Origin of the sequence: Sodalis sp. RH16, from assembly GCF_047324245.1 — a bacterium.
Classification (GTDB): Bacteria; Pseudomonadota; Gammaproteobacteria; order Enterobacterales; family Enterobacteriaceae; genus Acerihabitans; species Acerihabitans ligni.
This window is the reverse complement of the sequence record NZ_CP178737.1, coordinates 853,359-867,686: the sequence shown is the minus strand read 5'-3', so window position 1 is coordinate 867,686 and position 14,328 is coordinate 853,359. Positions and strand designations below refer to the sequence as shown.

The following is a 14,328-nucleotide window of genomic DNA, read 5'->3' as shown; positions in this document are numbered from 1 at the left end:
CCCGACCGGACGCCATGTTATCAAACTTTACCGCCGGCACCCGCGGCGCCGGTGATGCCGCCTTACAGTGCCGAGCGTTTGTAAGGCCGGTAGTCGGCCTGCCAAAATTCGTTTTTTATCGCCTGCGCCAGGTCTTCATCAGAGATTATCGGCGCCACGCCGTCTCGCTGGGCGACTTTGGCCACCTCAATGGCAATCGCCTGCGAGACCTGACGGATATCGGCGATGGCGGGCAGCAGAGAACCTTGGCCGGTGGAGGCCAGCGGCGAGTGCGCGGCCAGGGCCTGGCTGGCCGCCAGCAGCATGGCGTCGGTCACGCGTTTGGCTTTGGCGGCCAGAATCCCTAAACCCAGCCCCGGGAAGATATAGGCGTTGTTGCACTGCGGAATATCATACGTCCGGTCATGATAGAATACCGGTGCAAAGGGGCTGCCGGTAGCGAGCAGGGCGGTTCCCGACGTCCAGTCGATGATATCCTGCGGCAGCGCTTCCGCCCGTGAAGTGGGGTTCGATAGGGGCATGATAATCGGGTGCTCACAATGCCGGTTCATTTCGCGCACGATCTGCTCGGTGAACAGGCCGGGCTGGCCCGATACGCCGATAAGCACCGTGGGCTTTGCGTTGCGCACCACGTCGTACAGCGATATTTTGTGCGGATCCACCGTCCAATGGTTTATCTTGTCGCGTTTCGTCACCAGCCGCTGCTGGAAGTCGAGCAGGTTCGGCATCTCATCGGTCAATAAACCGAAGCGGTCCACCATAAATACCTGGCCGCGCGCTTCTTCTTCATCAGCGCCCTCATCCACCATTTGCGCGATAATTTTTTCCGCGATACCGCAACCGGCCGAGCCGGCGCCTAAAAAAGCCACACGCTGATCGCGTAAATTCGTTCCCGCGGCATGGCTGGCGGCAATCAAACACCCCAGCGTCACCGCCGCCGTTCCCTGGATGTCGTCGTTAAAACAGCAAAGCTGGTCGCGGTAGCGTTGCAGCAGCGGCATGGCGTTTTTCTGGGCGAAGTCTTCGAACTGAAGCAACACGTCAGGCCAGCGCGCTTTCACCGCCTGGACGAACATATCCAAGAAATTCCGGTAATCTTCGCTGGTAATGCGGGGATGGCGCCAGCCCATATATAAAGGGTCATCCAGGCGCAGCGCATTATTGGTACCGACATCCAGCATAATGGGCAGCGTATGGGCGGGATTGATGCCGCCGCAGGCGGTATACAGCGAGAGCTTGCCGATAGGGATTCCCATCCCGCCGATGCCCTGATCGCCAAGGCCGAGGATCCGTTCTCCATCGGTCACGACAATGACCTTAATATCGTTTTTGGAGAAATTCTGCAGCATATCTTCGATGTGATCGCGATCGGGGTAAGAGATAAATAAACCTCTTGCCCGGCGATAAATATCGGAAAATTGCTCGCATGCTTCACCCACCACCGGCGTATAGATGATGGGAAGCATCTCTTCAAGATGTTCGGTAAGCAGGTTATAGAACAGGGTTTCGTTGGTATCCTGAATATTTCGCAGATATATGTGTTTGGAGATATCTCGCTTGAAATCCTTGAATTGCGTATAGGCGCGATCGGTTTGCTCCCGAATGGTTTCAACCTGTTGAGGCAGCAGGCCGGTGAGATTCAATTCCAGCCTTTCTTCCTGGCTGAACGCTGAACCTTTATTAAGGAGCGGATTATCGATCAACAACGAACCAGTGTAGTGGGTATAGAGCGGACGTTTTGTTAGCATGAAATGGCCTCATGAAATGCATTACGGCATGTCTTTATGCAGCGGTTTTTTTAAGATCTTGCTATCCAGTCTGTTGAATTATTATACTTAATTTTTTGCTAAAACGGCTTCGGGAATAGCGGTCGATAGAGATTGAAAAATGTCTTTTCAGCGTTTTTTTCTTATTTTATGCTGCCGGACGACGCATATCTTCGCCGCTTGCTGGAACAGCGGCGGTCCGACGGCGCCGTTGCGTCCGTTATCGCCGCAAATCAGCTGAGGGATTGAACCCGACCGGCTTAACCCGCCCGCTATGGCCGCTCAATGGGGGCGGGAGCCTCCTCGCCATTCTCCCTGACATCGTCATCGTGCCGGCGTTCGCCGTGGGGAAAGGTCAACTGAAAACAGGTTTGTCCCGCCGCGCTGGTGGCCCGCCAGCCGCCCTGATGCAGTGTCATGATACCGCGCACAATGGCAAGCCCCAGGCCGCTGGCCTGGTTGGCGGTCGTGCGGGAAGCGTCGGCGCGATAGAAACGTTCGAACAGGCGTGCTAAATGTTCTTCCCCGATATCCGCACCCAGGTTGCTGACGCTCAGGATGGTATGGCCGGCCTGGTGTTCCGCGCTGAGGGTCACCGTGGAACCCGCATCGGCATACTGTATGGCGTTGGCCAGCAGATTGGCCAGCGCCCGGCGCAGCAGTTGGGGGTCGGCATAGATCCGCCCGGCGCCGCTGAACGCCAGCCGCAGGTCCCGCTCCTGCGCCGGACCCTCGAAATAGTCGTTAAGGGTGGCGAACTCGTCATCGATATCCAGCCAGACGCGGCCGATGGCATGGCCGGCCTGTTCGGCGCGGGCCAGGAACAGCATATTCTCGATCATTTTCGACAGGCGGCCCAGTTCCTCAAAATTGGAGCCCAGCAGCCGGGCATAGTGCTCCGCCGGGCGCGGGCGGCTGAGGGCCACTTCCGTCTGGCCCATCAGGGTGGCGATGGGGGTGCGCAGGTCGTGGGCCATGTCCGCCGATACCTGGCTTAACTGCGTAAAGCTCAGCTCCAGCCGATCCAGCATCAAATTGAAGGCGTCGATAAGGGCCTTGAGTTCACGGGGCGCATCTTCGCTATCGATGCGTATGGACAGGTTTTTGCTGCCGATACGCCCGGTCTGGGCGGCAAGGCGATGGAGCGGCAGCAGCCCGCGGCGGGCCACCAGCCCCGCCAGCAGCATGGTCAGCAGCGACGCGCCGGCCACCACGGCGAAAATCTGGTTGCGATAGGATGCCAGCATACGCGTGCGCTCCATCATCAGTCGGCCGGTGATGATTTCAAGCCTATAGGGCGGGCGGGTGGTCCTTGCCTGGGCAGCGGTATAGATAAAGGGGATATCGTCCTGGAGCCGATGGTGCACCGCCGCAAGGGACAGCTTGCCGTCGGCGGGCACGGCGGCGATATCCGGCACCGGGGAGTTTCCGGGGTTCACTTCGATAAGCGGCGTGCGGCCGGGAAAGCGCAGCACCAGCAGCGATTCGGTATTGCCCAGCATATTGGCGAACAGCTGCGGTTTGTTATGGATGAGATCCAGTACATCCTCATCGTGCAGCAGGGCGCGGATCTGCTCAACGCGGGTCACCAGCGCCCCATCGTCGCGCACCATAAGCTGCCGCTCCAGCGTGCGGTACATGATAAAGCCCACGGCGGTCATGACCGTCAGCGTCAGTACCGCCAGGATAATGGACAGCCTGGCGGTCAGCGAGAAGCGACTCATGCTTCGTCGTCGCAGCGGTAGCCCACGCCGTGGACGGTATGCAACAGGCGGCGGGAAAACGGCTCATCGATTTTTTGCCGCAGGCGCCGCACCGCCACGTCCACCACGTTGGTGTCGCTGTCGAAATTCATGTCCCATACCCTGGAGGCGATGAGCGTGCGGGAGAGTACCTGACCCCGATGGGTTAAAAAGAGATGCAGCAGATTGAATTCCTTATTGGTCAGCGCCAGACGCACGCCGTCGCGCTCCACGCGGCGTTTCGGCACGTCCATTCGCAGGCCGGCCAGCTCCAGCAGATCGGGCTGGGGTTCCCGCCCGCCGCGCCGCAGCACGATACGGATGCGCGCCAGCAGTTCGGCAAACGAAAAGGGCTTGACCAGATAATCCTCCGCGCCGGAGGCCAGGCCTTTCAGCCGATCCTCCAGCGTGCCGCGCGCGGTCAGAAACAGCACCGGCGTAGGGACATCGTGATTTTTCAGCGCGGCCATCACCTGCCAACCGTCCATATCCGGCAGCATCACGTCCAGCAAAATCAGGTCAAACTGAAACTCCCGTGCCAGGTGCAGCCCGGTGATGCCGTCAGCAGCCACGTCGGCGACGTAGCCGGCCTCGGTCAAGCCCGAGCGCATATACTCGCCGGCTTTCGGCTCGTCTTCAATAATCAGGATCCTTTGCATGGCCGGCCGCCTGTCGGGTGGAAGGAGGGTTATCTTAGGGCATTCTGCGCCGCGTTTTCAATCAGGCGGGCCACCTCTCGCGGGTGGGAGCGATAGACCGAGTGGCTGGCCCCTTTCACTTCCACCGTGGTGCTGTGGGCCCGTTTGGCATACATGCGTTCCAGATCCGGACTGATGATTTTGTCGGCCTGAGCCACCATATACCAGCTGGGCTTCACTTTCCACGCCGGGTCGGGAATGTTGGCGGTAAACACCGAGGCGGAAGTGAGTATTTGCGAGTCAGCTTCAAAACGCGCTACGGCGGGAGGCAGGTCGGCGGCAAAATCCGCCGGGAAATTCTTGCGGTCAATATATAAATAGCCATCCGGGGTTTTGACAAACGGGTGCGCCGTGTTCGGCAGCTTTTTGCCGTTGCTTGCTTCCGTTTCCCCACTGTCCAGCGCGTGGGCGGCGATATAGACCAGGGCGGAGACATGAGGGTCGTTGCCGGCTTCGGTGATGATGGCGCCGCCGTAGCTATGGCCCACCAGCACCGTCGGACCGTCCTGCTGGTCGAGGATGCGCTTGGTGGCCGCCACGTCATCGCTAAACGAGGTCAGCGGTTCCTGCACCAGGGTGACGTGATAACCGTCTTTGACGAGGAGGTTATAGACCGGTTGCCAGCCGGCTCCGTCAACAAAGGCGCCGTGTACCAGCACGATATTTTTAATGGGCGCGGCCAGGGCGGATGCGGTTCCCGCCCCTAACAGCAGGACGGAGCATAACAGGGATAAGGCGGTACGTTTGGTGGTCATGGCAAGTCCTTAATGGATAACGTTGGTTGAGTGGTGTTGAGCACATTTCCCAGACTACGGGCGGGCCACCAACAGGACCATGACCAGGTTATTACAAAAAAATGACGGGCCCGGGCCGAACTGCCCTCGCCCAGTCTCTTTGACGCTCTTGAACCAAGTACATTATAAGCCGGAAGCATGGCGATGAAGGCAGCGCTGGATAGCGTTAATTAACCGATGCGACTATTTTTAAAGCAGACAGACTACATTCCACCCACCTTCCCGTCACATCCGTGGCGTTTGCGCAAAGGAGAAAACTGATGCGCCCTGAGTTTATCAAGCACTGGAGCGAACTAGAGGCTAAAGACGCGAAATCCTATGAGGACAGCGATGAACCGATGTGCATTGAAGCCCCGCTGGGCCGTGCGTTGGGTCTGACCCGTATCGGCATTAACCACGAACGCCTGCTGCCCGGACACCGCACCAGCTATCCTCATGCCGAGAGCGCGGAGGAGGAGTTTATCTATGTGCTGGAAGGCTCCCCCCATGCCTGGATCAACGGCTATCTGCATCAACTCTCGCCGGGGGATGCGGTGGGGCTTCCCGCCGGGACCGGTATCTGCCACACCTTTATCAATAATAGCGCCAATGAAGTGCGTTTACTGGTGGTGGGGGAAGCGTCGAAAGCGGAAAACAGGATTCATTATCCGAAAAACCCGCGCTATGAACTGACGCGTGAAGATCGCTGGATATCGCCGCCGGAGCAGGCGTTCGGCGGGCACGATGGTTTGCCGGATGTTAGGCCTGGAGATGAGGGCTCTCTGCCTGCATCAAGATGATACCGTTATCTCTATGCCGGCCGGCTTCTCAAGGCAGCAGACCGTTGGAACGGTACGCGTCAATGGTGTGGTCATAGACGGCGATATCGCCGCGGCTGCGGGCGATAAGCTGAGCCCCTTCCACCGCGGCGTAGATAGCCAGCGCATGGGACTGAAGCTTTGCCGCCGGCTCTTCCTTGCGAAAAAGCGCCAAGGCGCGGCTCAGCCACAGTACATTAACCTCGGAAAAACACGCGACTTCTTGTTGCACTTCCGGCGGCAGCTCGTCATGCTCCGCCGCCATGATTCCGCACATGCACATCCGATTGTCATTGGCGAGGGCGGCGCGAAACACGTTGGTATACCGGTCCATAAACGCTGCGGCGTCCGGGCTTTCAGCGAGGGACTGCTCAAGATAATCATTCATTTCCTGCGTGTAGCGGCGCGCAAGTTCCGCTCCCAGGGACCCCTTGGTGGGGAAGTGGTAGTGCACGCTTGAACTTTTGACCCCCACGGCGGCGGCGATGTCGCGAAAGCTCAGGGCGGTATAGCCGTTGGCCTGCACCATCAAGCGCGCAATCGCCATGATATTTTCCTTTGTGTCCGCACTGCCCATTTCGGTGCTCTCCCGTTGATTCCTGCAACGATTAATAAATGTTGACGGCTGGAAATGCAAGCCTTATTGTCTATCTATCGATAGATTCATAGAATCTGTCATGTCAACCACCGGCCCCGCGCTTTTTTACAGGAAAAACATTATGAAAATTTACGACACCCCGGGCTTTCCCAATCCCCTGCGCGTGCGCATTGTTCTCGGCGAAAAAGATCTGCTGTCACAGGTGGAGTTTATCAAAATCGACCTGATTGCCGCCGAGCATAAACAGCCGGCGTTTCTCGCCATTAATCCCACGGGTACGGTACCGGTGCTTGAACTGGATGACGGCACGTATATTTCTGAATGCACGGCCATTACCGAGTATCTGGACAATCTTACGGGGAATCCAACCCTCACCGGCAGGACGGCGCGGGAAAAGGCGGTGATCCACATGATGCAAAAGCGCGCCGAGTCTGAGCTTATCGATGCCATCGGCATCTATTTCCACCACGCCACGCCCGGCCTGGGTCCCATCTTGCAGGCCCATAAGCATCCGGAATGGGAGGGACGGACACAATGGGGCCGGATGCATCGCGAACAGGCGGAGGGCGGTCTGCACTATTTCGATAGGGTACTGCGAGAGCAGCCATTCATTGCCGGAGAGGCATTTTCCATGGCTGACGCCACCGTATTGGGGGGACTGCTGTTTGCGCATTATGCCGACATCCCGGTGTCGGCAGAGTATTCCGCGCTCTTGGCCTGGAAGGAGCGCATGTACCAGCGCCCGAGCGTGGCCAACGCCTGAACCTTTTCCCCCTATACCTCTTCGGCTTGGTGAAGGGTGCCGCGACGGACGGCATCTGACGCGGCGCCCTGTTTACGGCGCCGCGGGCGGAGTTGATTTCAATATTCAGTGCTTACCGCCCTTTTTTGTACGCGCACCAGGGCATATATAGCGATAAAGGTCGCCAGGCAGCACAGGGACATATACCCCGCCACATAATAGGGGCTGCCGCCGGCCGCCGCCACCAGCGCCGTGGCGATAAACGGGGTGGGCCCGGCGATAAGCATAGCGTTGAGTTCGCGGGTGATGGCGATGCCTGAATACCGGTAGCGGGTCGGGAAGAGATTGGACAAAAACGCGCCCTGGGCCCCCGCCAGGGTGGCAAAACCCACGCCATAGGCAAGGGACATGGCCAGGATGGAGAACAGCAGGTTCCCCTGTTGCAAGATCATCAAAAGCGGATAAACGTAGATGCCGGTGAACACAGCGCCAAAGGCATACACCGGCGCGCAACCGATTCTATCGGCGATTTTCCCGGCCAGCGGCGTCATCAGCGCGCCAACGAGAGTAGAGATCATCACCACAACCAGCCCGTCGCTTTTGGGCATTTTTACGGTGTTGGTCAGATAGCTTAATACAAAGCTTCCCAACAGGTACGCATTGGCGTTATGTCCGGTGATCGACAGGAAACCGAATATCACTTCTTTAGGGGAGTTTTTAAGCAGATCCTTAATGGGAATCTGTTTTTCGCGCTTATTCTTCGCCGCCTTGGCCATGGCTAAATTGTATTCAGGCGTTTCTTCCAGATGTTTACGGATATAAACGGCAATAACAAATAAAAAGATGGAAAGTAAAAAGGGTATCCGCCATCCCCATGCCAGCAATACGTCTTCCGGCAACTGCGCCACCGCTAGAAATACGATGGTTGAGAGCAGTATGCCGCCTAACGAGGCGGATTGAAGTATGGCGGTGAGCTTGGCCTGTTCGCCGGGGGGGGAATATTCCGCCACCAGGGTCACGGCGCCGGCGTATTCCGCACCCGCGCCGAAACCCTGCAATACGCGGGTAAGCACCAACAGTATGGGCGCCAATATGCCCACCTGGGCATAGGTGGGCAACAGCCCCATGCCGACGGTGGCGATACCCATCAGGATAATGGTCAGCAATAAGGCCGGTTTCCTGCCGAATTTGTCGCCGATATGAGCAATGATCATCCCGCCGATAGGCCGAACGAAAAAGCCGATGGCAAAGGTGGCGAATGCGGCGAGAATGCCGGCCAAATTGGAAAGCTGGGGGAAAAAAAGTTTATTGATAACCAGGGCCGACGCGGAGCCATACAGGGCATAATCGAACCATTCAATAACGGTACCAACGGTGGATGCGATAACCGCGCGCCTTATTCCCGACTTTTGCTTGACCAGAGTGCTTTGTGGCAGAAAACTTTTTTCAGCGTTCATTCTGTCTCTCCTGAATTCGATACCATCTTGATATACGCCAATACGGGTAAATAAAAAATAATGTCATGCAAAAAAATAAACAGCACCGCGGCTCAGCAAAAGCCGATATATAAAGAGAGTCTTTGGAAAAACCGCTCCCGAACGCTGGCGCGTTGCGAGAGTATTGATTTATTTTTTAATCAATAAACAGTTCAGCCCGCTTTTTGAAAATGAACTCCCTGAAGTTTTCCACTAATTTAAGATGGTCGATGAGAATTTTACTCACGCCGTCATCATCCTTGTTTTTGATGGCCAGCAGCAATGCACGGTGTTGCAGAATGGCCGTTGCTTCGTGATGTGCTTCCTGCAATTCGATATAGCGAAGCCGGTTCAAATGGGAACGCATTTCTTTAACGATATAAGCAAGGCTGAGATTTCCGGAAAATTGAATGATGCAATCATGGAATTCTTCATCTAATTTGGTGAATTCATAATAATCGAGCTTTTTTATCTCTTCTTCCTGTTTTGTTATCAGCATTTCTGCTTTTCCCAACAGCGTAATGCTTTCCAGGGCGGTTTTATCCCATTTTCCCGCGGCTTCCGTGAAAGCCTCAAGTTCCAGGACTTCCCGGATCCTTTGTGCCTCCCTGACTTTTCGTTTGGAGATAAACGATACCAGCGCGCCTCTCTGCGGCATAATTTCCAGCAATCCGTCAACCGACAGGCGGAAAAAAGCCTGCCTGATAGGGGTACGGCTGACGCTGAATTTATTGGCCATTTCATTCTCGGAAATCATCTGTCCCGGCAGAATTTGCACCGAAACAATCCTGTTTTTCAGTTCTTTATAGATCTGGTTTTCCAATGTGTTTCTGTCGAGTTCAAAAGCATTGGATGTATTTGCGTTCATACCTGTCTCCGGTAAAAAGCCGCCGTTATTTACTGCCGCCTTTAAATGAATTTCTGACATCATCGGGATTTAGCTTTATCGATATTAACGCTTTTTTATCAAATACGATGCCATGGCCTGGTTTTTCACTGGGATAGGCTATGCCATTTTCTATCGTGACGGACCCTTCCGCTATGCCCAGTTCCTGGAAAGAGCCGCCGATAACGTTTTCCAGCATGAAGCCGTTCGGCACGCCGCACAGCATATGGACGGACAGCTCCATCATAAAATGCGGCGCCACCAATTTACCGAAAGCCTGGGATAAATGCGCTATTTTGAGCCATTCGGTGAAGCCGCCGACAAACGCTACGTCCGCCTGGACAAAATCGATGGCGCCGGCCTTCAGGTAGTCCAGAAACTGCGATCGGGCATGCATGCTTTCGCCATGGGCCAACGGCGTCCTGACGGCGGCCTTCAAATCGACATAGCCCTGAAGATTATCATGCAGCAGCGGTTCCTCAATCCAGCCCAGTCCTAAGGCGTCCAGCCGCGCGCAGTTAACCAGCGCGTCGCTGCCGGACCATTTCTGGTTGAGGTCGACCAGCAGCTTTCCGCCGCCGCCCAATTTCTCCTTCGCCTTTACAATTCGCTCGATATCTTCTTCCAGGTCATCCCGGCCGATTTTGAATTTGATGGTTTGATAACCCCTGGCGATATAATCATCCACCCTGTCCAGAAAGTTCTCCAGCGGATCATCCTTGCTAAGATTAATCTCGCTGATATAGGCCGGGATGTCGGAACGCATGCCGCCGAAAATCTTATATAAGGGCTGATTGAAAACTTTACCTTTTATATCCCATATCGCTATATCAATGGCGGCGATTGCCATTAGATTAACCCCGATACCAAGGCGCCTTGATTGGCGTTGCAGGGTGTGCCAGATTTTTTCGTTATCCAGCGGGTCCATGCCGATAACCAGCGGCGCCAGGTAATTTTCAATCAGCGACGCAATGGCGGTGCCTCCGATATCCACCGTATAGGTAAAGCCGGTTCCTTCAATATTTTTGTCTGTCTGAATCTCAACGATGATGAATTCAATGCCCTGGACTTTATTGGTAGCGTCTTCCCAGGCGACGCTGGGCGGCGTTCTGTAAACCGAGACATTTATATTGCTGATTTTCATTGTTTTTACCCTGTTAAATTGAATAAAGAATTCTTACCGGCCGGTAGTTATCTTTTTTCAGGCGCCTGGACAACGCTTTATGGCATTTATGTTAACAACCAGTATTGTTTATGTAAGAATATCTTGGACACTTGTATCCAAGTGTTCAAGATTAAAAAATCGAAAATGTGAACAAAGCCGCAGATTCTGATCAGCGGTTTAATACCATGCCGGGAACGGATCGCTATACCATTGCCAGATTTTCGCTCCCAGCGCCATTTCCTCATCGGTTAATAAACAATCATCAAATCGTTTTCTCAACACCGCTTCATCAAGGCCGCGGCCTATCAATACCAGCTCCTGCCGGGCATCGCCAATTCCTTCAAGCCAATGTTGGCGTGGATGAATCCGGGCTTGGGCATCGTGGGACATAGTGTCGCGGGGTATGGCGGACCACCACTGTCCCGCCAGCCCATAAATGCTCACGCCATCGGTGCGGGACCAGAAACCGGTGTAACCGGGACGCGTAGCCAGCCAGAAAAAACCGGTGGAGCGTATGACACCCGGTAAATTTTCTTCAAGAAGAGGATATAAACGCTCAGGATGGAAAGGTCGACGGGCGCGGTAGATAAAGTTGCCCATGCCGTATCTTTCGGTCTCGGGTAAATTATGGTCCATTGTGTTTTGTCCTTTTCAAAAGGGGGCAAGATTTTAAGCAAAAGAATTCCCTGATGCCGGCGCATCATTAATGTCTCTTTTAGGTAGGTCTTAATCACGATCAATAATAAAAAAGTCATCTCCCCATGGTTTAATCATTTGTCCCATGCAGGTACTTATTTGCGATGGCCCGCCATTCCGGCGTCATGTAATTATCCGGATAACGCAGCGGTAAATTCTCCTCCGGACGCCAGCTGTTCAACGAGCCCACGGTTTGCGGCAGGAAGGCTATCAAAGCCGGCAGCGTTACGCCGCTGCGCAGCGCCATCATTTGCCCCGGCCGCAAGGCCACCGTGTTCAGATGTAATCGTCCGGCGGTCTGGGCCAGGGCGCAAAACCCCATCAACATCCGGTATTGCGACCGGGCCTGCTCATTACTCCACGGCGCCTGTTCAAAAAGCCTCACAGTATTAATGCTTACGCCGTTAATGCTTTTACGGCGCAGAACATACAGCCCCACATGATGATCGTTATCGATATTATTATTGAGCAACGAGTGTTGGGTTGAACGAAAGAAATAAACATCCGTTTTAATATCTCCGCTGTCAGCGGATAGCAGGCTTTTGGCCGCATGGTCCAGATTATCCCGCCACCGATGGGCAGACAGGGCGAGGTTGACCGGCGCGGCGGTTTTTGCCTTCAGCCAGTCGGCATCGATATTGAACCAGCCGGCTATGCAATCCAGGGTTTCTTCATTGAGATAATCCAGCGTTCGCGCCCGGTCTTCAAGCACCCCCAGGCGAATGTTGAACGGCGCCAGCAGCGTCGCCACTTCGGTGATGCCCAAGCCATGCGCTTCCATAAGTAATTGGAAACGTTCGTAAACATGGCTGGCCTGATTTTCAAACGGCAGCAGCATTTCACGGATAACCCCTTCCAGAATGAGATTGATCAGGCCGGAAGCCGATATACCCAAACCGGCTGATTGACGAACGACAAATTCCCGAACGCCTGGTTTAAGCCGCAATGCCAAGGGATCGTGGGATTTTCGTCCGTCTCCGGCGGCGTGAAGCAGGGCTGCAACAGATTCATCTTCCTGGCCGGCATAGATGCGTGCCATTACGGCGGTAAAGGTGGGTGTAAACATATTCGCTCCGTTACCATTAATCTATTCAAAATGTATTCAAGAAGTATACCGAAGCAAATACTTTAAGACCCATCATCGATAATGTATAATTGATAAAATCGATCGTTCGGATCGAATCTATTTATGTATTCTGATCGAATACATATATATATTCAAAGCGAGTCGCCCATAATTGGGTAATATTATTTTTCAACCTGTAATGAATTTAAGCATATTCTAATTTGGCTTAAGTCGCTATTTTTATACTGCCGCGATTTTCTACGAAAGTAATCAATAACGGCAGGTTCCGCCTGGATGAGAGAGCGGCAGGAGGGAGCGGCCGGGCGCACGAAGCCACGCCGGCGGAGCTGCTTAATGTTTCGGTGAAACGCCGTCCATATAGAACACATTGCCGTTGGCGGCGGGGCCCGCATCGGCGATGGCGGTAAATCGCCCGTTATAGCGCAGGCGATAAGCCGCGAGCTCATCGGCATCCGGCTCCAGTTCCCGTAAAAACGACAGCGCCAGGCGTACGTGTTTATGGGTCAGCTCCGCGGGCAGCCGCGCTTTACCCAAAACCGAGTGCCAGAACAGCAGGCTCTCTTCGGACTCATCGATAATAAAGGTCTGGTAGATCAGCAGCACGCCCGCCGCGTTGCCGATATGGGCCTCGGTATTATGCAGCAGGTAGCTGACGAACTCGCCGCCGGGGGTCTTCCCCATCTGGCTTATCATGGATTCCACGTAAACCGGCTCGATGTTCAGCCGTTTGGTCAACGCCTGCGACGCCCGGCGGGAATCGGAGTTCACAATGCGAAAGCCGATAAGAAAAACGACAGCCAGTGTCGCCAGTATTAGCCAGATCATGGGACATCCTTTAGCAAACCAAGCCCTATCATAAGGGTAAACCATAGAAGAGAAAACAGCGGCGTTGAGGGAAGGTTGTCTTCGTTCACGCCATTTCATCCAGCGTGACCGCCAGCTTCTGGATCATCATCTGCGCGGCGCGCGACAGCTGGCGGCGAGGGGCGACGCAAAGCGCCAGGGTTAAAGGGCGTATCGGCCTGCCCTGGATGGGAACGAACAGCAGCTCGCCTCTTTGCACCTCGGTGATGACATCCAGTTTGCTCAAGATGCCGATACCGGCCGACTCGCGAATAAACGATTTGATCATCCGGATATCATTGCACAGGATCCCGGCGTCGGGGGTGATGCTGTGCCTTTTGTAGTGGAGATGCACCCGATCGTGCACGGTCAGTGGGGCTGCGGGCATAATATGGCGGTATTCCGACATCTGGCTGATGGACACCGTTTGGCTGGACGCGAGAGGGTGGGCCGGCGACATCACGATACCAATGGGTATTTCAATAAAGGTTTTCACCTCCAGCCCATGATGTTCCACCGGGTCCAGCATAATGGCGAAATCCACTTCCGCATCCGATACGCGCCGGCTGATGTCACGGCTGTCATTCACGCTGATATCCAGCGTCAGCCAGGGACATTCCAGCGCAATCTCCGCCAGCTTTCCGGCGATGGCGCCTTCGCTCAGGGCCTGGATCAGCGCTAGGGATACATGGCCGCGCTTGAGTCCCTGGAGCTCATCAAAACGTTCTCGGGTGCGTGCGTATTCGCGGCGCCAGCGGAGCAAATCATCGCAGAGCAGCTCTCCGGCGGAGGTTAACCGCAAACCGGCGTGTAGCCGTTCAAATAACAATACCCCCATTTCCTCCTCGGCGTTCAGGATTTGCCGATTGATAGCCGACGCGGAAACGTGAAGTTTTTCAGATGCATTACGCAAACTGCCGCTACGGGCGACCTCCACAAAATAGGTGGCAAATCTGGAGAAAGGATCCACTGGCGTCGCTCCTGTACTGTTTTTTGCAGAGTAAAAGTTAAAATTCTGTTATGGACTGCAACACCAAAG

At 54.8% G+C, this 14,328-nt stretch carries 14 protein-coding genes; 2 read left to right on the top strand and 12 right to left on the bottom strand.

The features are described from left to right. Positions 1–62: 62 nt before the first annotated feature. The 4 genes from ACL2XJ_RS04085 to ACL2XJ_RS04070 all read right to left on the bottom strand — a co-directional run bounded on the left by ACL2XJ_RS04085 (position 63) and on the right by ACL2XJ_RS04070 (position 4,961). Positions 63–1,748, bottom strand: coding sequence for an NAD-dependent malic enzyme (locus tag ACL2XJ_RS04085; protein ID WP_413725709.1), 1,686 nt, complete (start codon positions 1,746–1,748; stop codon positions 63–65). A gap of 290 nt (positions 1,749–2,038) precedes the next feature. Further along, positions 2,039–3,490: a heavy metal sensor histidine kinase gene (locus ACL2XJ_RS04080; protein ID WP_413725708.1), complete on the bottom strand. Its 1,452-nt coding sequence runs from the start codon at positions 3,488–3,490 to the stop codon at positions 2,039–2,041. Then, positions 3,487–4,167: a heavy metal response regulator transcription factor gene (locus ACL2XJ_RS04075; protein ID WP_413725707.1), complete on the bottom strand. Its 681-nt coding sequence runs from the start codon at positions 4,165–4,167 to the stop codon at positions 3,487–3,489. Before ACL2XJ_RS04075 ends, ACL2XJ_RS04080 begins: the two co-directional genes overlap by 4 nt. Before the next feature lie 29 nt (positions 4,168–4,196). Then, positions 4,197–4,961 (bottom strand): alpha/beta hydrolase, encoded by a 765-nt coding sequence (locus ACL2XJ_RS04070; RefSeq protein ID WP_413725706.1) that lies wholly within the window; start codon positions 4,959–4,961, stop codon positions 4,197–4,199. Positions 4,962–5,260: 299 nt separating this feature from the next. Here ACL2XJ_RS04070 and ACL2XJ_RS04065 point away from each other — a divergent pair, with 299 nt between their 5' ends. Further along, positions 5,261–5,779 carry a cupin domain-containing protein gene (locus tag ACL2XJ_RS04065; protein WP_132925358.1) on the top strand — a complete coding sequence of 173 codons (519 nt, stop codon included), beginning with the start codon at positions 5,261–5,263 and terminating at the stop codon, positions 5,777–5,779. Between the two features lie 28 nt (positions 5,780–5,807). Here ACL2XJ_RS04065 and ACL2XJ_RS04060 read toward each other — a convergent pair whose 3' ends face one another. After that, the gene (locus ACL2XJ_RS04060) at positions 5,808–6,344 is read right to left on the bottom strand and encodes a TetR/AcrR family transcriptional regulator (RefSeq protein WP_413725705.1); all 537 of its coding nucleotides are present in this window, start codon (positions 6,342–6,344) and stop codon (positions 5,808–5,810) included. Positions 6,345–6,516: 172 nt separating this feature from the next. On the opposite strand from ACL2XJ_RS04060, the gene ACL2XJ_RS04055 reads away from it, so the two are divergent. Continuing rightward, positions 6,517–7,158, top strand: a complete 642-nt coding sequence (locus ACL2XJ_RS04055; RefSeq protein WP_132925361.1) for a glutathione S-transferase family protein — start codon at positions 6,517–6,519, stop codon at positions 7,156–7,158. Between the two features lie 98 nt (positions 7,159–7,256). Here ACL2XJ_RS04055 and ACL2XJ_RS04050 read toward each other — a convergent pair whose 3' ends face one another. From ACL2XJ_RS04050 to ACL2XJ_RS04020, 7 genes are all read right to left on the bottom strand, one after another. After that, entirely contained in the window at positions 7,257–8,594 is a 1,338-nt protein-coding gene (locus ACL2XJ_RS04050) for an MFS transporter (protein ID WP_413725704.1), read from the bottom strand. A gap of 175 nt (positions 8,595–8,769) precedes the next feature. After that, on the bottom strand, positions 8,770–9,480 hold the full coding sequence (locus tag ACL2XJ_RS04045) for a GntR family transcriptional regulator (protein WP_413725703.1): 711 nt from the start codon (positions 9,478–9,480) through the stop codon (positions 8,770–8,772). Between the two features lie 25 nt (positions 9,481–9,505). Beyond that, on the bottom strand, positions 9,506–10,642 hold the full coding sequence (locus ACL2XJ_RS04040; RefSeq protein ID WP_132925365.1) for a mandelate racemase/muconate lactonizing enzyme family protein: 1,137 nt from the start codon (positions 10,640–10,642) through the stop codon (positions 9,506–9,508). A gap of 198 nt (positions 10,643–10,840) precedes the next feature. Continuing rightward, the gene (locus ACL2XJ_RS04035) at positions 10,841–11,299 is read right to left on the bottom strand and encodes a GTP-binding protein (protein WP_413725702.1); all 459 of its coding nucleotides are present in this window, start codon (positions 11,297–11,299) and stop codon (positions 10,841–10,843) included. A gap of 130 nt (positions 11,300–11,429) precedes the next feature. Next, positions 11,430–12,425: a hypothetical protein gene (locus ACL2XJ_RS04030; RefSeq protein ID WP_413725701.1), complete on the bottom strand. Its 996-nt coding sequence runs from the start codon at positions 12,423–12,425 to the stop codon at positions 11,430–11,432. 351 nt (positions 12,426–12,776) lie between these two features. Further along, on the bottom strand, positions 12,777–13,271 hold the full coding sequence (locus tag ACL2XJ_RS04025) for a DUF1198 family protein (protein WP_413725700.1): 495 nt from the start codon (positions 13,269–13,271) through the stop codon (positions 12,777–12,779). 85 nt (positions 13,272–13,356) lie between these two features. After that, positions 13,357–14,259, bottom strand: coding sequence for a LysR family transcriptional regulator (locus tag ACL2XJ_RS04020; protein ID WP_413725699.1), 903 nt, complete (start codon positions 14,257–14,259; stop codon positions 13,357–13,359). Positions 14,260–14,328: the final 69 nt, after the last annotated feature.

Coding starts and splice junctions, on each gene's coding strand:
- ACL2XJ_RS04040 (WP_132925365.1), bottom strand. CDS start 10,642: ATGAAAATCAGCAATATAAATGTCTCGGTTTACAGAACGCCGCCCAGC.
- ACL2XJ_RS04035 (WP_413725702.1), bottom strand. CDS start 11,299: ATGGACCATAATTTACCCGAGACCGAAAGATACGGCATGGGCAACTTT.
- ACL2XJ_RS04030 (WP_413725701.1), bottom strand. CDS start 12,425: ATGTTTACACCCACCTTTACCGCCGTAATGGCACGCATCTATGCCGGC.
- ACL2XJ_RS04060 (WP_413725705.1), bottom strand. CDS start 6,344: ATGGCGATTGCGCGCTTGATGGTGCAGGCCAACGGCTATACCGCCCTG.
- ACL2XJ_RS04075 (WP_413725707.1), bottom strand. CDS start 4,167: ATGCAAAGGATCCTGATTATTGAAGACGAGCCGAAAGCCGGCGAGTAT.
- ACL2XJ_RS04045 (WP_413725703.1), bottom strand. CDS start 9,480: ATGAACGCAAATACATCCAATGCTTTTGAACTCGACAGAAACACATTG.
- ACL2XJ_RS04085 (WP_413725709.1), bottom strand. CDS start 1,748: ATGCTAACAAAACGTCCGCTCTATACCCACTACACTGGTTCGTTGTTG.
- ACL2XJ_RS04025 (WP_413725700.1), bottom strand. CDS start 13,271: ATGATCTGGCTAATACTGGCGACACTGGCTGTCGTTTTTCTTATCGGC.
- ACL2XJ_RS04070 (WP_413725706.1), bottom strand. CDS start 4,961: ATGACCACCAAACGTACCGCCTTATCCCTGTTATGCTCCGTCCTGCTG.
- ACL2XJ_RS04055 (WP_132925361.1), top strand. CDS start 6,517: ATGAAAATTTACGACACCCCGGGCTTTCCCAATCCCCTGCGCGTGCGC.
- ACL2XJ_RS04065 (WP_132925358.1), top strand. CDS start 5,261: ATGCGCCCTGAGTTTATCAAGCACTGGAGCGAACTAGAGGCTAAAGAC.
- ACL2XJ_RS04080 (WP_413725708.1), bottom strand. CDS start 3,490: ATGAGTCGCTTCTCGCTGACCGCCAGGCTGTCCATTATCCTGGCGGTA.
- ACL2XJ_RS04050 (WP_413725704.1), bottom strand. CDS start 8,594: ATGAACGCTGAAAAAAGTTTTCTGCCACAAAGCACTCTGGTCAAGCAA.